Below are 24,422 nucleotides of genomic sequence, written 5' to 3' on the forward strand. Positions count from 1 at the left end.
ACATTATTTGAGTCCGGCAAAACTGCTTCCCCCGAAAACTGAGAACGATATAAACATAACATGGTAGTTAAGAAGAGCACTTCTTATTAGAAAGCGGGCATACAAGGCAATGAGTTAGTGCTTCCTTCTTTTTTTCCAGTTTATGAAAATAACAGCATGTACGCCGAACTTTTTGCTCTCTAAGAGATTTGGGAGCTGTGAGGTAATTCTTCATAGGGTGCTCCACCCAGTTGAAGCAGCTTCCCCCCAGTTGATTAAATTCCTCAGCCAGCTGAACGATTGCCTGGTGAGCATCCGGGTATCGCTCTACTGCTTTTCTAAAGTAAGAATTAATCCGGACAGCTACATTTTCCCACAAAATAAAGACAGGAAGATTTGTGACTTGATGAAACGATTCCAGCAAAGGCAGGATGTTATAAGCAAAAAGCTCTTCCCAGGCCTCTTCTCGTGAATCGGTATATTTAATTCGTGAATCGTCGATTTTAATATCCAACTCATTGCTAATACTGCACGAATCGAGAGGGATAATTCTCGCTCTCTCTTCCCACAACATAGAGTCCATTACATAAGAAGGCAGAACCTGAGCGTACTTCTTCATCATCATGGACGCTGTAACCTTTAAGTTGGGAGCTAAAATCCGTTGTTGTTGATGGTTTAGGAAATCAATACATTCTGCTTCTTCCGTTAAGGCTTGTATGGGAATCATTCACTCATCACCTTTCGATTGCGGTATAGTAAATAGATGAAAAATGGCGCGCCGATTCCGGCTGTAAACACTCCAGCAGGGATATCAGATGGTAAAAAGGCCGTTCGAGCAATGATATCAGCACCCATCACGATTAACGATCCTATTAAGGCAGAACCAACTACTAAGTTGGCAAACGAGTTATGCAAAATAAGCCGAGCGATATGGGGAGCGATTAACCCCACAAAAGCGATCCCGCCTGCAAAAGACACAGCCGCTCCAGCCAAAGCCACACTTAAGGCAAGTAATAGGAAGCGGAACAACTGCACTCGGACGCCCATGCCAGTGGCTACGTCATCCCCCAACTGCTTGACATCCACAACCCCCGTAAAAAAAATCGAGATAAAGATCAGGGTGAGAATAATAGGAAGAAGAATGGTTACTTCCTGCCAATTAGCCCCGTATAAGCTTCCGGTTAACCATAGATATACTTTAGAAGCAATAGCAGATTCACTCGATACCATAAACATGGTCACTATGGCATTAGTTAAAGCAGAGATGCCAATACCAATAAGAATCAGACGCATAGGTGTAACTCCATTTTTCCATGACAATAAGTAGATGATTGCGGTTGTGACGGCCGCTCCCATTATGGAAGCAAGGGGAAGCCAATTCACACTCATTTCGCCCAGCAAAAAAACAATAAACAATACAGCACCTACGGAAGCCCCGCCGGTAACTCCCACAATGTCTGGAGAACCAAGGGGGTTACGAATCATACCTTGCAGGATTAAGCCAGACACTCCCAGTCCTGCTCCGACCAGGAAGCCCATAACTACACGAGGCATCCGGAGTTCATTGAGAACAAAAGCGTGCTCACTTTCACCAATAAGCTCTTGAAATACCGCTCCTAAAGGAATATAACTGCTGCCTGCTGAAAGGCTGATGAGAAATACAATAAACGTCACTAACATCAAGGAAATTAAAATATATAATGAACGTTTATGAAATTGCAGCGAAAATTGGTCGCCTTTACTTCGGATTGTGAAAAATTCACCCACTTTTCTTCACCCCTTTTCTAGCTATATAAATGAAGAATGGTGTTCCGAAAAGAGCTGTCATGACCCCTATTGGCATTTCCTGGGGTGCAATGATAAGCCGTGCGGCAATGTCCGCCCCGAGCAACAACGTAGCTCCGCACAGACCACTGATCGGTATAATCCACTGATAATTAGGTCCTGTGATTCCTTTTACGATGTGCGGGACAACCAGCCCAATGAAGCCGATCGACCCTGCTACAGCTACAGACCCTCCGGCTAAAAATACAATCGTTATTCCAATAACCAGTTTGAGCAATCCGGTGTTTTGACCCAAGTTCTTAGCCACATCATCCCCTGACATTAGAATATTCAAAGGCTTACCAATGAAAAAGGAAAGGACAATGGCTCCTAAGAGAAAAGGAAGAACCGGTAAAAGAATGTCTAATTCCCGCCCTGCTACAGAACCGGACAGCCAAAACAACACGCTTTGCATTCGTTGCTCATCTAACACGAGCATCCCTTGAGTGAATGAAATAAAAAGTGCACTAATTGCAGCACCCGCTAGCACAATCCGAATAGGAGACAAACCGTCTTCACCCATAGAACCTAATAAATATACAATTGTTCCGGCAACACCAGCCCCTACAAAACCAATCCACATATACCCGCTTAAGGACTCTACCGAAAAGAACGTGGCTGCAGCTACGATAAAGAAAAGAGCTCCTGCATTGACTCCGAAAATGTCAGGAGATGCTAAAGGATTGCGCGTTAACGCCTGCATAAGAGCTCCGGCTATGGACAAACTGGCACCTACGGTCATAGCTATTAATGTCCGGGTAATACGCGACGTCCGAATAATGACCTGATTCGTGCTGGAAGGGTCATAATGAATGAAGGCGTCCCAAACCGTAGATAGAGGTATAGAGGTTTTTCCTATAGCTATACTTAAAAATCCAGCGGTTAAAAATATAACAATAATCCCAAGCAGGATTGTCCATTTGAAATGTCTGTTTATAATAAATTTGCTCATTAGGTTTCTCCCCAAAGCAACAAAGATAGGAGATCTCCTCCTATCTTTGGAATTTACTTCTCTAAATCAAATCGGTCATACAAGTCGTCCAGCATTAAGTTGGCCGCTCGAATTCCTCCAGCCATATTCCAAGTAACTTCATCCACCATATGAACCTCATCATTTTTCACAGCGTCCAGGTTCTTCCAAAGAGGATGATTAGTCCACTCTTCATAATTATCTTTAATCGCTGGCTCATCACTCATAAATATATAAAAGACATCAGCATTCATTTCATTAATGCTTTCTTTATCCGTTAACTTCATACCCCATTCATCTGACTGCTGGTTTTCTGGTCTAGTAAATCCTGCCTCTCTAAGGATTGTCCCAGCAAAACTATCGAAATAGATGCGTGCATGATCGCTTCTGAAATTCAAGATAGATACGTTAAGCGGCCACTCATCCCCTAGCTTTTCAGAAGCTTTTGTATTGAAATCTTCAATTCGCTCATCCCAGTTAGTCAGGATTTCGTCTGCCTTATCTTGCTTATCTAATGTTTCTCCCATCAATTTAACGGTTTCCTTGAATTCATAGACCTGATCAATAGCTACAGTAGGAGCGATCTTATTTAATTTCTCATAGATATCCTCGTGACGAAGTTTCGATGCGAAAATAACATCAGGATTTAATTGGGCAATCTCCTCTAAATTCGGCTGCGTTTCTTCTCCTACTAATGGCGTACCTTCCAAGTCATCGCGAAGATACTTATAAATAGGTTTTTCTACCCATGATTCAACAATTCCTACCGGCTCTACGTCGAATGCAGTAGCTGTATCCGTTGCTCCTTGATAAAGAGTTACCACCTTTTCAGGAGTTCCCTCGATCGTTGTCGTCCCCATGGCGTGTTCAATTTCTCTTGTATTGGATGCTTCGCTTGATGAATCACTACCTTCATCGGATGAATTACTTTCTGAAGAAGCCCCGTCCGAACCACAAGCTGCAAGCAATGTAGCCAAAAGTAAAACAATTAAAAGCAGTCCCCATTTTTTATGTAAAAGATGGTTTAACATATGTATTCCTCCTTTTTGATATTGAGAATCATTTTCATCTGTAATCATGTTATTGCAAGTGAAAATCTATGTCAATACTATTTAGGACTTTCCATTCATTTCCACAGTTTGTTGAATCCTCTACTTCTATTTATGCACGGAGCGATCAAGCCTCTAGAAGGAGCCCTGTTTTGGTAGTCATTATTAGGGGAATCGATGGAAATGCAATTCTTTATTGGCTTTACTCTTATCGCGGCAGGAATAATAGTTGTAACACTTCTCTTGCCTCGGAAGGTAGATAACGTAAAATGACAATTACTTTCTTTATTAAGGAGTTTAAGTTTCAAACTGCCCATTAAATAATCTCCCTAATAAGGTGATTGTTTAATGTGTTTACTTCTATATGAAATGTCTCCATGACCACTTTTTCTCTAATGGCACTAATTTCAATTATAATGAGTCATTGATAATGCGGGCTGTAACTGTATCCTTGTATGAATCTTAAGCCAAACTAAAATCACGATCTGTTACTTCCTGGAGAGCACCTCTTAACCCTTTTACCTAGACAGTCACTAGTGTCTTTGTTATAGGTAGAGTATAAGGAATTATTTAGTCCTTAACAGGTGATTTAACTCCACCTGCTCAACCATTGAAGAATTGATTATTAGACGGAATTGTGGATGTGTTGACAAAAAACGCATTCTATATAATAATAGTTACTGGATTAGAATTATTATAAAAAACTGCTTAAGAAAAGCAGAAATCTTATCACAATTACAGGAGGAATTCTACTATGGCTCTAATCGGAAAAGAAGTACAACCATTCCAGGCAAAAGCATTCAAAGACGGTGAAGACTTTATTGATGTAACAGAAGAAAATTTCAAAGGTCAGTGGAGCGTTGTTTGTTTCTATCCAGCAGACTTTTCTTTCGTTTGCCCAACTGAACTTGAAGACCTTCAAAATAACTACGAAACTTTGAAAGAACTTGGTGTTGAAGTATACTCTGTTTCTACAGATACTCACTTCGTACACAAAGGCTGGCACGATAGCTCTGAAAAAATTAACAAAATCAAGTACCCAATGATCGGGGATCCATCCCAACAGCTTTCCCGTCAATTCGACGTATTGAACGAAGAAGATGGCCTGGCTGAACGCGGTACATTCGTGATTGATCCAGATGGCGTTATTCAAACTGTAGAAATTAACGCAGGCGGAATCGGACGCGATGCAGATAATCTTGTAGGTAAAATTAAAGCTGCTCAATATGTACGCAACAATCCTGGCGAAGTTTGCCCGGCTAAATGGGAAGAAGGCGAAGAAACCCTTACGCCAAGCCTTGATCTAGTTGGCAAAATTTAAGGAGTGAAATAAATGGTTCTAGATGCACAAATAAAAGCGCAATTAGAAGAATATCTAAAGCTTTTAGAAGGTGACATCGAACTGAAAGTCAGCGCGGGAGACGATGATGTCTCCCGCGACATGCTGGCTCTCACCGATGAGCTTACCTCCATGTCACCGAAAATTACAGTTACAAATGCAGAACTTAAACGCACACCCAGCTTCAGTGTGAACCGTCCCCAAGAGGAAACAGGGATTACCTTTTCCGGTGTTCCGCTCGGTCATGAATTCACATCTTTAGTACTTGCTTTGCTTCAAGTAAGCGGAAGACCTCCAAAAATTGATGATACTATGATTGAACAAATTAAAAATATCAGCGGAGAGTATCACTTCGAAACGTTTGTCAGCTTAAGCTGTCATAACTGCCCGGATGTGGTTCAGGCTCTGAATATCATGAGCGTAATAAACCCTGGCATCACTCATACAATGATTGATGGCGCTGCATTTAAAGAAGAAGCAGAAGAAAATAATGTAATGGCAGTTCCAGCTGTTTATCTTGATGGAGAATTCTTCAGCGGCGGTCGTATAACCCTTGAAGAAATCGTTGCAAAAATCAGTGACGGTCCATCTCCAGAAGAATTTACAAACCGTGACCCATACGATGTGTTAGTTGTCGGCGGTGGCCCTGCAGGTGCCAGTGCTGCTATTTATGCTGCACGTAAAGGGATTCGCACAGGGGTCGTGGCCGAGCGCTTCGGCGGTCAGGTCCTTGATACCATGACCATCGAGAACTTTATCAGTGTTAAAAACACCGAAGGACCGAAATTCGCAGCAAGCCTTGAAGAACACGTGAAAGACTATGATATCGATATCATGAACCTTCAACGTGTCAAAGGGTTGGAAAAGAATGACGGCATGTTCGAAGTTGAACTTGATAACGGTGGCGTTCTGAAGAGTAAGAGTGCCATTATCTCTACAGGTGCGCGCTGGCGCCAAATTGGTGTTCCAGGCGAAGAAGAGTTCAAGAACAAAGGTGTAGCCTACTGCCCTCACTGTGACGGTCCATTGTTCGAAGGCAAAGACGTAGCGGTCATCGGCGGTGGAAACTCCGGCGTTGAAGCAGCTATCGATCTTGCAGGAATTGTTCAAAACGTTACTGTGCTTGAGTTTGCCGACGAGCTGAAAGCAGATGAGGTTCTCCAAGAACGACTAAATAGTCTTCCAAACGTAAATGTGAAGACAAATGCCCAAACTACAGAAATCACCGGTGACGAAAACGTAAATGGTATTACGTATATCGACCGTGAATCTGGTGAAGAACAGCACATTGCCCTTCAGGGCGTCTTCGTTCAAATTGGTCTTGTGCCGAATACAGAATGGTTAGACGCAGATGTAGAAACCAACCGCATTGGTGAAATCATCACCAATAAGCAAGGTTCTACGAATGTACCTGGTCTGTTTGCTGCCGGTGACGTAACCGACTGTCCAAACAATCAGATCATTATTTCTATGGGTGATGGTGCAAATGCCTCTCTTGGTGCATTTGATTACTTGATTAGAAACTAGTAGTAAAAACTCTTTATATTTATATACAAGAAAACTCCGGAAACAGGTTCAAATATCATCCTGTTTTTCCGGAGTTTTTTGTCTTCAAGAGTAAAAATTAAATCGTGTTGATCTTCCAGTAAAGCTCCCGTTTGTTGAAGACTCGATTTCGAGACATTTGTGAGAATTAGGTCCTCCGGGTGACGATTTCGCTTTCCGGCCCTGCACGACGCAGGGTCGTTCGACGTTGCCACAGGACGTGGCGATCTTAGTCGAACATCCCTTGAGGTGAGCTTCCTCAGGCTTCGCCTTCCGGGATCTCACCGATCATGTTCATCCCACAGGAGTATACATCATCCCCCTCCGGACCTGGCTGAATCAGAAACTCGAAATCCACCAAAAATGCCTGCTAAAGTTAACTGGAGAGCGAAAGAGTATCTAACTTATTTAAGTATGCAATCCCTGATATATAAGGGGTTAAGGCTGATCCAGAGCGATTACCTCTCTTATAGAAGGGTCCGTTCACTCCTCAAACATAGGATGGCGGAGGAAACGACGAGACTCCCGCGGGAGAAGGAGCGAGGCGAGACCCCACAGGGAGTGAAGCGACCGAGGAGGCTTGCCAGTTCCCCCGCAGGAAAGCGAGTTGTTTCCGCAGCCATCCCACTCTCTTTCTTAGCAACGGACCCACAATACCTCGAATTCGAGCCCAATTAACCGGCCCTTTAGTTTAATAATTCTTTTGAAAAAAGAAAAGGCCTTCTATCAAAAGGTTTGCTTCATAAGCAAATTCTTTTGGATAGAGGCCTTCTTGATAGAATGTTATTTAGTTACTGTACCTGCATCAGCTGGATGTACTCCATGACGATAGTAGTCTGCATCAATTGGCTCAAGCGGCTTACGTCCAAGGATAAGATCTGCTGCCTTTTCCGCCAACATCAATACAGGTGCATGAATGTTGCCGTTTGTAACATAAGGCATAGCAGATGCATCCACTACTCGTACATTGTCGAGTCCGTGAACCTTCATGGTTTCTGGGTCTACTACAGACATTGGGTCTGATGCCGGTCCCATCTTAGCTGTACAAGACGGGTGAAGGGCAGTCTCTGCATCTTCTTTTACCCACTCCAGTATTTCTTCTTCTGTCTGAACAGTAGGTCCAGGTGAGATTTCTCCTGCATTGTATTTTTTCATGGCAGGTTGAGACATAATTTCACGCGTAATCCTAATCGCTTCCACCCATTCACGTTTGTCTTGTTCCGTAGACAGATAGTTGTAAACCATGCTCGGATGCTCTTTCGGGTCTTTAGAGCGAATTTTCAATGATCCACGTGCATCAGAGTACATAGGTCCAATGTGCACCTGGAAGCCGTGATCCGTTGGTGCTTTTTGTCCATCATAGCGTACCGCTACCGGAAGGAAGTGGAACATCAGGTTAGGATAATCAACATCTTCATTTGAACGGACAAAGCCTCCACCTTCAAAATGGTTCGTGGCTGCAGGTCCTGTACGCCCAAGCATCCACTGCAATCCGATCCAAGGCATGCGTCTCTTCTGCAGGTTAGGCTGTTCAGAAACAGGAATCGGGCACGCGTGCTGAACGTAAACTTCAAGGTGATCCTGAAGATTTTCACCTACACCAGGAAGATTAACAACAGGTTTAATCCCAAGAGAGCGAAGATGTTCTGCATCTCCTACCCCTGACAATTGAAGAAGCTGCGGCGTGTTGATAGCCCCTCCTGAGAGGATGACTTCACCCGCTTTGACTTGGTGGATCTTCCCGTTTCGTTTATAGGTCAACCCTTTGGCACGAGTACCATCGAAGTCAATACTCGTAACGAAAGCACGAGTTTTTACCGTCAGGTTCTCACGATTCATTGCAGGATGCAGGTAAGCACGTGAAGCTGACAACCGCTGACCTTTGTACACATGCTTATCGAATGGTCCGAACCCTTCTTGACGGAAACCGTTGACATCCGGAGTTTTGTTATAACCGGCCTCTACAGCTGAGTTAAAAAAGGCTTGGAATAGAGGGTTTTTGGCTGGTCCGCGCTCCAATTTGATTGGCCCGTCGTGACCGCGAAGATCGTCATCTGGTGAGCCTAAAGCATTCTCCAAACGTTTGAAGTATGGAAGGCAGTGCGCCCAATTCCAGTTTTCCATACCTTTGTCGGATCCCCAGCGTTCATAGTCTTTCGGATTTCCGCGCTGATAAATCATACCGTTGATGGAGCTGGAACCCCCAAGCACCTTTCCGCGCGCATGCGGGATGCGACGTCCATTCATATATGGTTCAGGGTCAGATTCATATTGCCAATCGTAAAGATTTTTTCCAGAAGGGAACGGCAATGCTGCCGGCATTTGAATCAATAAGTCCCATGAATAATCACTGCGTCCCGCCTCTAAAACTAGGACACTCTTTTTTCCATCTTCACTTAAACGGTCACCGAGTACAGAACCCGCACTACCGCCTCCTACAATTACAATGTCATATGCTTCTGTCATGTCAGTTCCTCCTTAGATGTTGTAATGGGTAGAAAGGTTTTGAAGCAATAAAGACACACCGCTCAAAAACCCTTCTCCTTTATTAAAAATTTGTTTTTTGTATTCATTTATAAAATAGATTGAGCTTTTTCAGACTTGAGCTTCTCTACCATACCGATACTTTTTTATAGATTAGTAGTTTAAGTTTAGAACCAGTTAATAGGTTCGGGCTTCAGGTTTTGGAAGATATGTTTAGTTTCTGTATATTCTTCTATACCTAATCTGCCTAATTCGCGTCCAATACCGGACTGTTTAAATCCACCCCACGGGGCGTGCGGGAAATATAGGTTGAATTCATTGATCCATACCGTACCCATACGCATTTTCGCTGCACAGCGTTCAGCTTTGGCAATATCATTTGTAAAGACACCGCCAGCAAGACCATAAATGGAATCATTTGCAAGCTTAGTGGCTTCTTCTTCTGTACTAAATTTCTCAACTGTGATAATTGGACCGAAGCCTTCTTCTTGAACAATGTGCATGTCTGTGGTGCAGTCTGTGAAAATTGTAGGCAGATAGAAGAAACCTTTTTGCAATTCTGGATCTTCTGGGCGCTTGCCGCCAACGGCTAAAGTTGCTCCTTCTTTGACCCCTGCTTCCACATACTTCTCCACTTTCTCAAGGTGCTCAGCTGAAATAAGCGGTCCCATTTGTGTATCTTCATCAAATCCGCTGCCCAGCTTGAATTTTTTCACTCGTTCCACAAGAGCATTGACAAATTCATCATGAATGCTTTCTTCTACAATCAGTCTTGTACCAGCAGAGCAGATTTGTCCCGCGTGGAAAAACACTCCGTTTAACGCCTGATCTACAGCTAATTCAAAATCAGCATCTGCAAAGATGACATTCGGGTTTTTTCCTCCGAGTTCAAGCGCGAGCTTCTTCACATTCACACTTGCCGCCTGCATAATTTTCTTCCCTGTCGCAATGCCACCTGTGAAAGAAATAAGATCTACATCTGTACTGCCGGACAACTCAGAACCAATCGTATTACCTGCACCAAGTACAAGGTTAGCGACACCAGCAGGGATGCCTGCCTCTTCCATTAATTCAAATACTTTAATGGTAGTAAGCGGTGTAATTTCACTTGGTTTCATAATGAGAGTATTTCCAGTTACAAGCGCTGGAGCCAGTTTCCAGGACGCTTGCAGTAAAGGGTAATTCCAGGGTGTGATTTGTCCACAAACACCGACCGGCTCGTGTACAACCTTACTGCTGGAATTCGGCACAGGAGAATCAATTAGTTCTCCTCCATCTTTATCTGCAAGTTCTCCATAATAACGAAACACTCCAGCGATATCTTCCATGTCTCCACGACTTTCTTCTACTGTTTTTCCAGTATCCAAGGATTCTAAATACGCCAATTCTTCTTTGTCTCTTTCAATCAATTCAGCAATTCTCGTTACGACAGTACCGCGCTCAGTTGCTGGGGTTGAAGCCCACTCCCCATTATCAAATGCTTCTCTTGCTGCAGCGATGGCTGCTTTTGCATCTGATTCATCACCTTCAGGGACCGTAGCAATAATTTCCTGATTAAATGGATTAATAATGTGGCGCTTATTTCCTGAATTCGCATCCACCCATTCTCCATTGATGTATTGTTGTAGTTTCAAATCCATATCTATCAACTCCAATTCTGAAGTAAAATTAACTTTATTAAGAATTTATTTAACGTTTTAAACACTAACACGTATTATTAAGGCTGTCAAAATAATGTCAATCATAAAATGAAGTAATATTTGGAAAGAAGCATAACGCCTATAAAGACTGTGAGTTTCAACTTATCAAGTTGATAAAAATTAAATCCTCATTTGACATTTTAGCTGAACACGTTAACATGTAGTTCATAAAGAATGTTTGATAAATATTTAACGAGGTTTATTTTATATTGAAGGAGCGACCTTATGAGCGATACCGAAAAACCCAGCATTAAAATAGAAGAAGCCAAAGATAAAGTCATTGGTGCCATTGCAGAGACTATGGATTTATATGGAGTAACACCAGCTGCTGGAAATTTATATGCGACGATGTATTTTAAGGATCAGATGACGCTTGATGAAATGCGCACAGAACTCGGAATGAGTAAACCGAGTATGAGTACCAGCGTCCGCCGTCTTCAGGAAATAGAAATGGTGAAAAAAACCTTTACACGTGGCTCAAGGAAACATACGTATGCAGCTGAGAAAAACTTCTTCCGTTCCTTTATGGCGTTTTATTGTCAGATGTGGGAACGCGAAGCGAAAATGAATTTGGAAGCCATTGAAGAAGCGCAGGAAGATTTTATCGATGTTATAAAAGATTCCAGCAGTACACCAGATATTGTTGCAAATGCAAAGAAATACTATGATCAATTAGAAGAATCGAAAACATATTATCACTGGCTGAATGACTTAGTGGACAGTATAAGAAGCGGTAAGATATTTGAATTTTTGCCGAAGGATCCACATGACTAAGGGCAAGCAAAATCTCAGGCAGTCTATAGAAAACCATTATGGACTGCCTGGTTATAGGAATCCTCCACTCTTTTCTAAGAAAGAAATGGATTTTTCATATCTTTATGTTAAAAAAATTCTTAACGTATTTAATTTTTTACAATCTGTAAAAATTAAAATAAATAACAACAAAGGGGAGTTTTCAACATGTACAAGTGGAAAAAAGAACTTAGTTTTATTTTAGCGATTCTAATGGTTGCTGTACTGGCCGCATGCGGAAACAATAATGAGGAAGCAAACAGTGAACAGACAGGTACAGAATCAGAAGCAAAGGATAAAGAATTAACGATAGGTCAAGTTAACTGGGCTGAAAACATTGCTGTAACAAATATGTGGAAAGTCATTTTAGAAGATAAAGGGTATAACGTGAAATTAAATAACTTGAATATGGGCAGTACAATGAAGGCATTAGAAAGCGGCGATTTAGATGCTAGTTTAGAAATTTGGCTGCCTGTACAGGATGCTAATTATTTGGAGAAGTATCAAGATACCGTCAATTTCTCAGATGCAACCTGGTATGACAACGCAAAAGTAGGACTTGTAGTTCCTTCCTACTTAGAGGAAGTGAATAGTGTAGAAGACTTAAATAAACATAAAGAAATGTTCAATAGCGAAATTGTTGGTTTTGGACCTGGCGCAGGTACAATGGAAGTAACAGAACAACTAATTAAGGATTATGATCTCGACTTCGAACTACTATCCAGCTCAGAATCTGCGATGTTAGCTGAAATCGGAGAAGCTGTAAAAGATGAAGAACCAATCGTAGCACCACTTTGGAGCCCACACTGGGTGTTCTCCAAATATGACTTGAAATTCCTCGAAGATCCACAAAACACGTACGGTGGTGTAGAAAAAATTCACCATGCTACAAGACAAGGATTTGAAGAAGATTATCCAAAAGTAAGCAAATGGTTTAAAAACTGGAAGATGGATGATCAACAAATCGGTAAGCTTATCGAATATGTAGAAGGTACGGAAAATCCTCTCGATGGAGCTGAAAAATGGGTGGAAGAGAATCAAGATCTAGTCGATGAATGGGTAAAATAAATGCATAAAAAAACCGGGCTCTTATTTATTATAAGAGCCCGGCTTTATTTATGATTATTGGTAATATGGCCTTCATATGCGGCAGCCCTTTAGTCGAAGAGAACATTAATTGTTGCCGTCTGAACTCAACCATGCTTCCAAGTCATATTTTTTTAACAAGAAATTACTTTTAATAATATAAGCAGCCTTTAATTTGTAGTTTGATTACATAAAAAATGGATTATAGACAAGAAACCTTGTAGCCCTCATAACCTTTAAATGCTGACTGTCACTTGAATATAACAGGAATTCTACTTAAAAATTCGACTTATTAGTATTAGTTTAATAAGTAACTGAAATAGAAATTTAGCATATTTGTTATACAACTGTAAATTCGTGTCGAATTGTAATATGCTACGATATTATATAAGAGCAAGCTAGCAAGCCATACATAATCAGGAGGTATTTTTTTTGGGAAAGAAATTTGTCAGTGTCGTACTAGCTAATTTCATGGTAATGTTCTTATTTATACCACATACATACGCATCATCAGCTTCAGGCGAGGAAGTGATTGAACGAGCAAAAAAGCACCTTGGCACTCCATACCAATGGAGTGGAGAGTCACCGGATGGATTTGATTGTTCAGGATTTACACACTATATAATGGATCAATTTGGGATAGATCTTGAAAGAGGTTCCTATGATCAATATAAGCAAGGTACATATGTAACAGCATCCAATCTTCAAAAAGGAGACCTGGTCTTCTTCTCTGGCACCCACCAAACGGGTATATCTCATGTAGGATTCTACATCGGAAACGGGGACATGATCTCTGCCACCAAGAGCAGCGGAGTTGCCATCGATCCGGTCTTCTCTGGTTTTTGGGGAGATAAATATACAGGAGCCAAAAGATTCATAGATAACAGTTTCTTTAGCGATGTATCGCCAGACTATTGGGCTTATGACGAAATTAAGTATTTAAATGACGAAGGGATCATTAACGGTTTATCTAATGGAAGTTTTGGACCTACGGCTAATGTGTCCAGGGCACAAGTAGCCAAAATGGTGAGCGAAGCATTAAATCTTCAGCCTTCTTCGTCCGGCCATTTCGAGGATGTTTCTTCCTCTCACTGGGCATACGAATACATAAATGCGGCAAGCGGTGCCGGGGTGATCACGGGCTATGAGAACGGTACATTCAAACCAGATGAAGATATTACCAGAGCTGAAATAGCAGCAATGGTTAATAGAGCTTTCGAATTAAGCAATATGAACAGTTCTTATAGTTTTGAAGATATAAGCTCTTCTCATTGGGCCTATGAGGATGTCTATGCTTTAGCTTCTAACGGTATTACTTCAGGATACCATGACGACACATTCCGCCCTAACAAAGAAGCAACAAGAGCTGAATTCAGTGCTTTCTTGTATCGTGCGTTAAATTAAACAATTCCATACATAATAATAACTCAAATAAGAGGTGATTAAACCTCATATTTGAGTTATTTTCATTTATTGAAAAAAATATACCAGGAGATAGTACAGCTAGATAAAACTGCATTCCTCACATATTAAACAAGTTCTTAAAAGTCTGAACAGTTTCCTCCTGCTCCTCCCGTGAACTTTCCGGAGCTGTATCTTTAATGAGTTTATTCATTAAGTCACTGTAACGATTGAGGATCATTGTTTGCTGCAGGGCCATTTGTATATGTATATTACGAACATTTTCAGCTTTCATCCTTAAACCTGAATTGAAATTCTTATTGGCCATCGTTTCAGCGGAAGTTTTAAGTTCTATTAAGATATTCTCTTGAGCCATTCCTATGGAATTTTGCTTACAGTTAAACGTAACAGGTTCCCACTTTTGTAAGTCACTGACCCCGATGGCTTCATTTTGAACTGGGTTCATAAGTGCAATCATAACTTTCACATGATTTTGCATGATCATATATTGCTCTGTTGCGACTTGTTTGATCTCTGGGTCTTGAATACTGCAAATAAATAACGCTAATTTATCCAATTCCGCTTTATGAACAGGTAAGTGCTCAGCCATTAAACTTAAGTCTATCATTTTTAAAATCATAACAGCCATTCCTCCTTTCCTTTAATGTATTCCTTTGAATTGGAATAATGACCTAACAAGGAAACGGGATAACTGTAGGAAGTTATAAAGCACGATTTTTAAGAAAATCGATTTCAATAAAGACGATATTTTAAATTATGGTATAGGAGAGAATTTTTAGTTTTTAACTTTCAACATTTCATTAGCTTCTGTCATTTTCCCCATTTTATAATAATCCCCTTTCAATTGGGCAATATACCTTGCCGTTTCATCCATTGATTCAATGTATGGTCAAAATTACCATCACCCTGGATCAGAAGGCTTTTCACGTCCAAAAAGAGGCCCCTATCCCGCTTGAGTAATGTGTTTAGCTTTTTTATTTCTGTTTTTAATTTTTCCTCTCTTTTGTCCCGTTTCTACCGTATAATAACTTCCCTCTGAAGCTAAACTAAACTCAATGATCAGCAATCCCTATGTTTTATTAAAATTCACATGTAAAGGGGGATAGTTATGGAGCAGATCCTAAAAAAAATATTCGTTGCCACCATATGTATTAGCTTTCTTACGGTTTTCAATTATGAGGGGACCGATGTTTTTGGAGCCGGCCTCCACCCTTCCACCACATTTAACAGTAATAAAGAGAACTCACCCTATGATTACACGCTTGTCTGGATGTCAGACACCCAGTATTATTCAAAAAACTATCCCCACATATACAAAAGTATGGTCGATTGGATTGCTGCAAACAAAGATTATCTTAATATTCCTTATGTCTTTCACACCGGCGATGTCGTAAATGAATGGGATAATGAAGCACAGTGGCAGTATGCAGATACGTATATGAAAGTTTTAGAAAAAGTGAACATCCCTTATGGAATTCTTGCCGGTAACCATGACATCGACTTAAAAAGCAGCAATAAATACACACAGTTTTCTAAGTACTTTGGACAAACTCGTTTTGAAAAGCAGCCATCATACGGCGGATCATATAAAGATAATCAGGGTCATTTTGATCTAATCAGTGAGAATAGCGATGATTATATTATGGTCTATATGGGGTGGGGAATTTCAAAGGACGAAATCGACTGGATAAACCGTGTATTAGCCAAGTACCCTGATCACATCGCTCTTCTCAGCTTTCACGATTATTTATTAGCTTCAGGAAAGCACAGCCCGATCGGAGAGGAAATCTTTAAGAAAGTCGTAGAACCCAATAAAAATGTTGTAGCCACTTTGAGCGGTCACTACTATGGCAGTGAAACACGCATTGAGGAACTTGACGATAATAAAGATGGTAAACCAGATCGGAAAGTGTATCAGATGATGACTAATTATCAAAACGAGCCAGAAGGCGGACAAGGCTATATGCGATTATTAAAGGTTAAATCGAACGAAAACAAAATTTATGTAAAAACATACTCATCCTACCTTAACTCCTATAAATACGCTACTCCCCAATCGAGCCCAGGAAAAGATGAAATTGTCATCGAGCTTCCTGATTGATGGAAAAGAGAAATCACTATACGAGCCCAGTTCCAAAAACAGTAGTGAAATGAAAAATAAACCCCACCATAGTTCTGAGGAACTCTGGCAGGGTTACATAATTTTTAGCTGACTTCATAAAGTAGACCGCTTCCTTGATTTATTTCTACTTTTCATCAAAGTGGACGGTATCTTTTAATTTATTCTCTTCTTCTATTGAATTACTGCTCGCCATCTTTTTCACAAATTCCTTAACGGTCTTGACGTTCACGCCGGACTCCCAGTATTCAGCAACTTCGGGGGTCACTTTGACCAGAATAACATTCGGGTCATCAGCTGAAGCATTCAGCACTTTTTCGACAATCTTATTCCAGTATTCTTTCTTCTTATCTTCATCCTGAACAAATTCAGCCGTACCGCTGATCGATACATAGGAACTTCCTGAATAGGCCAGGTTAACGGCAGGATTGCGGCCGATATCCCTATATTTATCTGTATCTTTTTCTGTAATGAACCAGAACTCTTCCTTATCCATTGCTACTTCCTGTGTATGCATGGGCCGGGACATTAGTTTTCCCTCTGGGGATATCGTGGTCAGCATTGCCACTTTCTCATCTTTAATCAAATCTTTAATTTTCTTGAGGGCTTTCTGGTTTTCTGAATTTTGGTCAGCCATTTACGCTTCCCTCCTTTTGATAATTAACCGTTGCTTCTCTCTTTTTCCATAAGCACAAACCAGTCTAACATTTATCACGATTTCTTCTTTCTTTTCCCGGATAAATAGAAAGCTACACTTTTTAACAAGCATTAGTATATTCGACTTATTACTATTGATAAACGATTACTCAACAAAGGGCGCTGACTGAAAAGGATTCAAATCTTATGCAGAAAATCCCCCAAGAAAAAATCACACTACAAAAAGACGGCCTAATTAAACAGTTGACCGGTGAACATTCCAACATCTCGACAACCTCTTTGGATCGATAACCTTCATAATTCAGAATAATTAGATTAGCTTCGAGAAGAAGTATTCTCCCAAAAATACTGATGTCTACTTTGTAAATATGAATGAATCACATAGAAAAGTTGCTCATTCTTTTATTTTTAGTTTTCCTGAGGAAACGATGCTTGCTTTTACTTTTAAGTCTTTCAACGTCTCAGGTTTCATCCAATCTTTATTTTCAAGACTGAGCTTTTTAAAAGCTTTGGGATCCGTTTTGTATATGTGATTTGTGAACTGATAGACATCAATGTTTTTCTCTAAACCTGCCTGATAGGTGGTCGTTATTTGTTCTTTAATTTGTTGTTCGGCTTCTTTCATCAGTGTTTGATCATCTTTATGGAAGGGATTCTCAATGATTTCTCCTGTCAGTTCTACTTTCACAGAAACCGTCACCTCTTCACCTTGAACTTCAGGCTTAATATCAATTTTAGGGGTGGTAAAAACTATAGAGGCGTAATCATCTTCATTCTTATATAAGTAAAGAGGGATCCTTTCTGATTCTTTCTGCATCCACCGAACTCCTTGTATCTTTTCTACGGATAGACTGCCTTTGTATTTCCCTTTATCTACAAAAGCACTTCCTCCAAATTCAGGAATAGGATGAGGTTCATTACGTTTCGTCCACATATTTTCGTTGATGCCAAACTTAGGGATCTTTATGACTTTACCAGGTTCCTTTTGGTCAATTAAATAATTTCGCAAAGTAATAGGTGTAATGAGAGAATATTGCTTAAATACAGGGTAGGGATTGTTGACTCTTGAATACCAGGGGGAAGTCCCTAAAATTGGTCCCCCTTGTGCTAGACGGGGGATTTCCTCATCGGTAGCATAAAGCATCACTTCACTTCTCGTCTCCGAATAACGGTTCAGAACATCCATCACTTCATCTAGAATTCCGTCCTTCTCCAATGCCCTGGTCGTGATGGTTAATTCTCCGATATGGGCCCACGAGATGGGTTGTTGAGCAGTATAGTAGATATGATCAGTAGCACTATCGAAGGTTTGCCCCACTCCTTCTGCAACCCATATTGGTAATTCTTCCTTAGAACTACCGCCTTCTTGTTTACCCACATTTTCAAAGTGAAGAAAACTCGTATAGACATAAAATTTTCCATCTTTATAATCTACACCTAAATCGGAAATATAGTTCACTTGCTCGACGTTTGTACTATCCCAGCAGCCTGTCAATAATATGAGAGAAAGTAAGACAAGTATCCATTTTCTGTACAATTTATTCACTGCCCTTTTCTCGTAGTATCAATAGGGTCCAACATGTCTGGTCTCCGGTATTTATCATCAGACGAATTCCAAATGGAATCCTTCAAGTCTTTTGGTTTAAGCGGTGCGAAAGGTGCCAGGTACGGGACCCCAAACGATCGCATACTTGCTAAATAACCAACTACTGCAAATAGGCAAATGAAAAAACCGAACATTCCAAAGATGGATGTGAACAGTAAAATGACCAGGCGTAAGATACCTACAATGCCTGTTAATGATTGATTGATCAACGTGAAGGTAGCTACAAGAGCGACTGCGTTGACGACAAGAATCCCAGGTGCTGTAAGGCCGGCAGCAATAGCGGCTTGGCCAATGATCAATCCACCCACAACTGACAAGATTTGTCCAATAACCATAGGTAAGCGAATGCCTGCTTCTCGAAATAATTCAAACAAAAATAACATCAAAAAACACTCTACAGGAGCAGAAAATGGAACACCGTCTCTCGACAGTGTTACGGTGGCTAATAGAGTAAATGGGAGTTGGTCAGGGTGATAAGAAATCAATGCTATCCAAAATGCAGGAACAAATAAAGCGATGAACAGCCCCACCAAACGTATAAATCTTTCAAAAAGAACAAAAATGGAAGAAACATTACTGTCCTCCGCTGTTTTTAACACGAAGAATAAATTAACAGGTGCGATTAAAGCTGTCGGCGTGCCATCAACCAAAATGGCAAACCGACCATGCATTAAACTTTCCACCACAAAGTCCGGCCTTCCTGTATAAACAAATAAAGGGAACAAAGGATGTTTGCGGTCTGCAATCAATTCCTCAATTTGAAGGCTGCTCTCTACACCGTCAATATCGATATTTTTAAGTCTGGACTTAGCTTCTTCAACCATTTCCGGATTGGTTACATCCTCCAAATAAAGCAATTCCACGATTGTTTTCGTTCGCTCACCTACAACAAAAGATACGACCTTTAAACTGGAAGTCCTTAGGCGTTTACGTATGAGAGCTGTATTCATGACAATTTCTTCAACAAAGCCTTCTTTCGAACCTCTGATCGATACTTCTGTACTTGGTTCCTCTACATTTCTCTTGGGATGGTCAACGGATTCGATTTTCCATAATTGGGAGTCATCTTCATGTAGAATGACAGCCTTCCCTTTAAAAACAATGTTTACCATCTTTTCTTTCGTAATTGAAGTACCAAGCTCTGTTACATTTGCTGGAAGAATTTCCTTCAGATCTGCTCTTTTTCTTGTGTTTTGCTGAATGGGGCGCAATACATAATGGAATAAAGCGGTCTGATCGTACAACCCTTTACAATAAACCACAATTATTTTTCCAACAGAAGTTTCCGCTTGATGAAACTTGACATCTGCACAGCCGTCAAACAGCTCTCTCAAGGATTTTTCAGTAAACGTGACAGCTTGTTCCGTATTTTCCTGTATCTTATTTTTCTTTTTCAAGATGTCCGCCTCCTATAAATCCATACTACGGCTCCGAGCAATAGGAACAGATATACCCCCATTCCATAAACAAAACCGGGCAATACAAACTTTTTCAATAAATAATAGAATTGCATATCGGATAAAGGTGTATATAAACTAAGCACTAAAATAACGGCATAACCTAACTGAATCCATCTTTTCGCCTTTACTTTTTTAATCGTAAAAAAAGAAGGAAGAAGGTATATGATAAGAGCTATTCTTATCACCGCACCAGAGAGCCACTGATAGATTGTTAAGTAATCTACATGGGTAATATAAGAACCTATGGATACCATCCGCCATTGTTCGAATGCCGGATACCTCAGTTCAGCTCCATGCTCTGGTCCGAACATAGCGATAGCCCCGGTAATGGGGGATACAAACAGATTTAGAAGCAATGCTCCAAATATTAAATACTTCCAGAACGCCATTTTCTTTTTCACTTGATGTTGAATACACAAAATAATAATCAAGTCGATGGCACCGCTGCTTCCTACGATAAACCCCTTCCATACTGGCTCCCATCCTTCAGCCACCACAGGAAAAAGTAGAGAGTAGTCTTTATCCTGCAGGTTGGCAACCGCTACAAATATGCCCAATAGAACGACGAAAGGCAGCAGCACTCCAGCTGAAATTGCTAAAGTCTGCACCCCTTCTTTCAACATTAATAAAACGACAGCTAATGTTAGAACAGCTAAAAAGATTTTTGGGGTGCTCTGTAAATAAGATACTTTCGTCCACATAATCGTGTCGAAATACGTGATAAACCCACTTAGCAGTAAATAAGTCAGGAGAGGGATCATAAAGATCCACTTACCTGCTTTACCGAAACCTTCTTCTAAATATTGAAGAAGAGGACGGTCTTTCGTCAGTTTATGAATGATGTAAATAATGAAAAGGACAACGAAAAAGGAAACCGAAGTCATTGATGCAGAAATCCATGCATCTCTTCTCGCCACATTCAAAATGGGCGGTGTCAAAATAACGTGATTATAAAAACCAGAAGACATCATGACTAAAAAGATCAATTGTACATAACTAATTTGTCCAGCCCTCATATTTGAAAGGATCCTTTACTTTTTTATTAGACTCTGTAAGAGTAAGGAAAAATATTCATAATATGGGGAATTAATGATATAAAAAAAGAAAATCCCATAACTGTATGCTTGGGGAGTCGGGCTGTAGTGACAGTTGAAGAAAGTGATCACATGACATGACATGCATACTAAAAAAATAGTTTCTTCTGAGTAAAACTCCTTCCAAGTTCCCCCTCAAAAGGAACAACCTCTTTTATAAACTTTAAAATTTCTATTATTAGGCTTGAAATTAACTGAGTCTTCTGAAGCAATTGTCTCTGCTTCTTCGTTTTTTTGTCACTAACCTTACCGAAGGAACTAGCTATGATAGCTCAACAGAACAGAAATCATACTTAAGAAGGTCTAACTCAATATAACAATCCTCCATTTAACTTTAGCTGCATAAGCTTAATCGTAACTCTGACCAAGTAAAGCACGCCGTATGAGGGAAAAAACCAGTTCTATTTGCAACAAAAATAAGGCCTCCAAAGAGAGCCTTCAGCTTGTAGAAAAACCCCGCGTTTTTCTACAAGCTTTTTTGCGCTCCCGTGCAGCCAGTATGTTTATATAAAGTGGAAACACCTAAACGACCTTTACACTGCCAATCATGATTAAAGAATATTATTGAGAATGATTTATATACAAGAATACTGTGGTTATGACATTTGTAAAATTTTTCTTTACCTGGTGCCTGCCCCCGCTACAAAGCGTTAACGTGATGGGGACCAGGTACGATGATTTACGTCACCCGTTTTCTTTGAAATTTCAGCATTTGGCTCGGTTACAAACCTAAAATATTTCCATACAATAAGAAAAGAATTAAAGTCTACCGTTTAAAGGAATGATGATCAATGGAGAGTTTTTTTAACGGGAAAATCTCAAAGAAAGACTTGGAAGCATTTGAAGTGATAGGTGATGGGAAAGATGGGGAAATCTACAAGGTAGCAGCTGACAAGGTTGTTAAGTACTTCTTTAAGGAAGAAACATATCAACGGGAGCTAGAAGCTATGAAAATAGGGCAGACTTCTGTCATTATGCCTCGTCTTTATGAATTTGGTAACAACTATATTGTCATGGAGTTTGTTCAAGGAATATCTCTTGCCCGTCATATGAAACGACACGGCCATATTGATGAAGAAATGACTAAACAAATTTTGTTCGTTTTAGAAGAATTCAAGAGATTAGGATTTACACGATGGGATACGGAGGTTCGACACATGTTATTAGATGAAAATGGCGGCTTCAAAGTAATTGATCACAAGCGAGCGTTTACATCTGACTCACCTGTTCCAACAAAGCTATTAAAAGGAATGAAAAAATTTGGTTTAACAAGCGAGTTCTTGAAAAATGTAAAGAAGTTAAATCCTGAGCTCCATGATGCTTGGAACAAACACAAGTAGTTCCTCACTGATATATCATAGAATCAAGAGCGTTCTTTCCTATAATCAAGGAGAGAATGTTTTTAAAAAGGTTTTAGTACAAGCCCCTGAAAGCAAAAAACGAATAGTACTCATATAAAAAGTACTATCTCTAAAAGGAATTTATTATTAATAATAATGATTAGACTTTTTTCACCGTTACTCTATCCAAGTGAGTGAACAAAATGTCACCTCTACCATTAGACCATACTAAATAGTAATCTTCAGCCTTTATAAATGTTCCATCGCAGTCTATTTTTTTTGCTCCAGAAATAACTTTGATTTTATCACCAAGCTTAAATGATTTATTTAGCATATTAGAAAATCCCATAATGCCTTCTCCCTTCTCTTTTACGCACAACCGTTTATATATTTATATAAAAAAATATGAAAATTGATAGGGCTACTACCTGCCAATTTCAATTTAAAAAAGACTGAATAGTATCCAGTCTTTTTTTTGCGCATAAATAACGATAACTAAACGTTACGAACAGTAAGATTATCAATGTTAGATGTGTTCATCTGGCCAATATCATCAGTCCATACAACGAAATTATCGCTTGCGTAAACTCATGAATCCTCTTCAATGTCTAGGTTTAGTTCTTTTCCTCAGATTGAAATTCCTCTGTTTCCAATTGCGGGGTGTACTTCTCTCCCTCTTCTGAATCGTTAGAGGATTCTTCAATATATAAATTGATTTCTCCTTCTTTTTCAAGCCTTACGAAGTTCAGCAGTTCTTCATTAACGCCGGACTGATCATTCTTTACATTCTTATTCCGTGAACCTTTTTCTTTATTTTCCGCTTTGTCTTTTTTCTTTTTATCGTTTTGATTATCACAGGTGTGGTTAGTATTTTTTTCGTTTTTGTGTTTCGGGTTTCTCTTGGTGCCAATTTTCTTTATACTGATCGGACCGCGCAAGTCTGTGATATTGCAATTTTCTTCACAATCCATCCAAATGATAATATTGTCGATAGTTTCCACAAATGTCCCTCCACGGCCAACCATTTCATCCTCAAAGAACACTTCAAGGTGATCTCCAAACTGGAACATTAAATTCAAAACCTCTCCAACGGATTTACAAGAGAGGTCGTCAAAACCCATGTTTGAATAATGCTTATCAAGATCGTGCACACAGTCCTCATCAGTTTCAGGAAAATCTTGATTGTCTGATTTTTCTTGCTCACTGGCGTCTCCTAAGCACAACTCACCTTGCTCATCAGGACCTCCCTCCCAATGCTCTTCGCCGTCATGATGATCGGTATATTTGTTAGTGAAATCACCAAACTCTTCTACCATAGGTTTTCTGCTCCTTTACATTCTGTCTGTAATTCATAATCACTATATGTATGTAAAAACGGAATGTATAGCCTATTTTTAGAATATTATCCCAACCTCCACTCACTCTAACGGGGCTTTTGAATAGGTTAACAATAGCTACAGAGACATGGAGTGAATCACATACCCACCTGTTGTCTTTTTATTGATGTGCATATATTGCTAAGGATCTTTAACCTTCTTTTATTACTATAACTTTATGGTTCCTTGTCCCAAAAACAAGCCAAGGCTCAAAAGGAACTTGGCTGAAAGAAGCTAGTAATCTTTTTTGAACTACCCCCACTTACTCGCTGACGCTCCTTGAAGTTGGGGGATTCCTAAGAGCACGAACCTAACGGTTCGTTCAAATGATTAGGCTAGCCCCGTCGCACCGACGGTTGGAAGGATTCTTTTAATTTCCTTCAATATATTGAAACTCGCATTTAGATCGCGGTCGTGGCGGGAGCCGCAATTCGGGCAGTTCCACGTTCGAACAGTGAGATTCTTTACCTCATTGTTTTGGTATCCGCACTTGGAACACAGCTGAGAACTCGCAAAAACTTTTGATACGGGTACCAATTGTTTTCCGTACCATTCGGCTTTGTATTCGAGCATAGAGGTG

The 24,422-nt window shown here is 40.2% G+C and carries 21 protein-coding genes; 7 read left to right on the top strand and 14 right to left on the bottom strand.

Translation table 11 applies throughout. The features are described 5' to 3' along the window. Positions 1-67: 67 nt before the first annotated feature. From BMZ06_RS07610 to BMZ06_RS07625, 4 genes are read right to left on the bottom strand one after another with little or no spacing between them, the layout of a single operon-like run. Entirely contained in the window at positions 68-706 is a 639-nt protein-coding gene (locus BMZ06_RS07610; RefSeq protein WP_089751457.1) for a hypothetical protein, read from the bottom strand. Next, the gene (locus tag BMZ06_RS07615) at positions 703-1,746 is read right to left on the bottom strand and encodes a FecCD family ABC transporter permease (RefSeq protein WP_089751458.1); all 1,044 of its coding nucleotides are present in this window, start codon (positions 1,744-1,746) and stop codon (positions 703-705) included. Before BMZ06_RS07615 ends, BMZ06_RS07610 begins: the two co-directional genes overlap by 4 nt. Continuing rightward, positions 1,739-2,755: a FecCD family ABC transporter permease gene (locus BMZ06_RS07620; protein ID WP_089751459.1), complete on the bottom strand. Its 1,017-nt coding sequence runs from the start codon at positions 2,753-2,755 to the stop codon at positions 1,739-1,741. Before BMZ06_RS07620 ends, BMZ06_RS07615 begins: the two co-directional genes overlap by 8 nt. Positions 2,756-2,808: 53 nt before the next feature. Further along, entirely contained in the window at positions 2,809-3,804 is a 996-nt protein-coding gene (locus BMZ06_RS07625) for an ABC transporter substrate-binding protein (RefSeq protein WP_089751460.1), read from the bottom strand. Positions 3,805-4,576: 772 nt separating this feature from the next. On the opposite strand from BMZ06_RS07625, the gene ahpC reads away from it, so the two are divergent. Beyond that, entirely contained in the window at positions 4,577-5,143 is a 567-nt protein-coding gene (ahpC, locus tag BMZ06_RS07630; protein ID WP_089751461.1) for an alkyl hydroperoxide reductase subunit C, read from the top strand. Positions 5,144-5,155: 12 nt separating this feature from the next. After that, positions 5,156-6,688, top strand: coding sequence for an alkyl hydroperoxide reductase subunit F (ahpF, locus tag BMZ06_RS07635; RefSeq protein ID WP_089751462.1), 1,533 nt, complete (start codon positions 5,156-5,158; stop codon positions 6,686-6,688). An 801-nt stretch (positions 6,689-7,489) separates the two neighbouring features. On the opposite strand, the gene betA is transcribed toward ahpF, so the two are convergent. Both betA and betB read right to left on the bottom strand, forming a co-directional pair. Further along, positions 7,490-9,172, bottom strand: coding sequence for a choline dehydrogenase (gene betA, locus BMZ06_RS07640; RefSeq protein WP_089751463.1), 1,683 nt, complete (start codon positions 9,170-9,172; stop codon positions 7,490-7,492). Positions 9,173-9,357: 185 nt separating this feature from the next. Continuing rightward, entirely contained in the window at positions 9,358-10,830 is a 1,473-nt protein-coding gene (betB, locus tag BMZ06_RS07645) for a betaine-aldehyde dehydrogenase (protein WP_089751464.1), read from the bottom strand. Positions 10,831-11,115: 285 nt separating this feature from the next. On the opposite strand from betB, the gene cudC reads away from it, so the two are divergent. The 3 genes from cudC to BMZ06_RS07665 all read left to right on the top strand — a co-directional run bounded on the left by cudC (position 11,116) and on the right by BMZ06_RS07665 (position 14,172). Continuing rightward, entirely contained in the window at positions 11,116-11,664 is a 549-nt protein-coding gene (cudC, locus tag BMZ06_RS07650) for a choline uptake/conversion transcriptional regulator CudC (RefSeq protein ID WP_089751465.1), read from the top strand. Between the two features lie 186 nt (positions 11,665-11,850). Continuing rightward, positions 11,851-12,750, top strand: coding sequence for a glycine betaine ABC transporter substrate-binding protein (locus tag BMZ06_RS07660; RefSeq protein ID WP_089751467.1), 900 nt, complete (start codon positions 11,851-11,853; stop codon positions 12,748-12,750). A 450-nt stretch (positions 12,751-13,200) separates the two neighbouring features. Continuing rightward, on the top strand, positions 13,201-14,172 hold the full coding sequence (locus BMZ06_RS07665; protein WP_245755972.1) for a C40 family peptidase: 972 nt from the start codon (positions 13,201-13,203) through the stop codon (positions 14,170-14,172). Between the two features lie 118 nt (positions 14,173-14,290). Here the strand turns inward: BMZ06_RS07665 and BMZ06_RS07670 are convergent, their stop codons facing one another. After that, a complete protein-coding gene (locus tag BMZ06_RS07670) occupies positions 14,291-14,809 on the bottom strand; it encodes a hypothetical protein (protein WP_089751468.1) in 519 nt (172 codons plus the stop codon). A 489-nt stretch (positions 14,810-15,298) separates the two neighbouring features. Between BMZ06_RS07670 and BMZ06_RS07675 the strand changes: the two genes are divergently transcribed. Next, entirely contained in the window at positions 15,299-16,291 is a 993-nt protein-coding gene (locus BMZ06_RS07675; RefSeq protein WP_089751469.1) for a metallophosphoesterase, read from the top strand. A gap of 145 nt (positions 16,292-16,436) precedes the next feature. Here the strand turns inward: BMZ06_RS07675 and BMZ06_RS07680 are convergent, their stop codons facing one another. From BMZ06_RS07680 to BMZ06_RS07695, 4 genes are all read right to left on the bottom strand, one after another. After that, positions 16,437-16,946 (bottom strand): pyridoxamine 5'-phosphate oxidase family protein, encoded by a 510-nt coding sequence (locus BMZ06_RS07680; protein WP_089751470.1) that lies wholly within the window; start codon positions 16,944-16,946, stop codon positions 16,437-16,439. A 414-nt stretch (positions 16,947-17,360) separates the two neighbouring features. Then, complete coding sequence (locus tag BMZ06_RS07685) at positions 17,361-18,512, bottom strand: Ger(x)C family spore germination protein (RefSeq protein WP_089751471.1); 1,152 nt, start codon at positions 18,510-18,512, stop codon at positions 17,361-17,363. Beyond that, a complete protein-coding gene (locus BMZ06_RS07690) occupies positions 18,509-19,969 on the bottom strand; it encodes a spore germination protein (RefSeq protein ID WP_175477824.1) in 1,461 nt (486 codons plus the stop codon). Before BMZ06_RS07690 ends, BMZ06_RS07685 begins: the two co-directional genes overlap by 4 nt. After that, complete coding sequence (locus tag BMZ06_RS07695) at positions 19,966-21,048, bottom strand: GerAB/ArcD/ProY family transporter (RefSeq protein ID WP_089751473.1); 1,083 nt, start codon at positions 21,046-21,048, stop codon at positions 19,966-19,968. Before BMZ06_RS07695 ends, BMZ06_RS07690 begins: the two co-directional genes overlap by 4 nt. Positions 21,049-21,917: 869 nt before the next feature. Between BMZ06_RS07695 and BMZ06_RS07700 the strand changes: the two genes are divergently transcribed. Beyond that, a complete protein-coding gene (locus BMZ06_RS07700; RefSeq protein ID WP_089751474.1) occupies positions 21,918-22,466 on the top strand; it encodes a kinase in 549 nt (182 codons plus the stop codon). A 160-nt stretch (positions 22,467-22,626) separates the two neighbouring features. Here BMZ06_RS07700 and BMZ06_RS07705 read toward each other — a convergent pair whose 3' ends face one another. The 3 genes from BMZ06_RS07705 to BMZ06_RS07715 all read right to left on the bottom strand — a co-directional run. Then, the gene (locus BMZ06_RS07705) at positions 22,627-22,815 is read right to left on the bottom strand and encodes a hypothetical protein (protein ID WP_089751475.1); all 189 of its coding nucleotides are present in this window, start codon (positions 22,813-22,815) and stop codon (positions 22,627-22,629) included. Positions 22,816-23,080: 265 nt separating this feature from the next. Continuing rightward, positions 23,081-23,782 carry a hypothetical protein gene (locus tag BMZ06_RS07710; RefSeq protein ID WP_089751476.1) on the bottom strand — a complete coding sequence of 234 codons (702 nt, stop codon included), beginning with the start codon at positions 23,780-23,782 and terminating at the stop codon, positions 23,081-23,083. Between the two features lie 390 nt (positions 23,783-24,172). Further along, a partial coding sequence (locus tag BMZ06_RS07715; protein WP_139205807.1) for a zinc ribbon domain-containing protein occupies positions 24,173-24,422 on the bottom strand: 250 nt, incomplete at its 5' end.

The sequence above is a fragment of the Halobacillus alkaliphilus genome (assembly GCF_900113125.1).
Classification (GTDB): Bacteria; Bacillota; Bacilli; order Bacillales; family Halobacillaceae; genus Halobacillus; species Halobacillus alkaliphilus.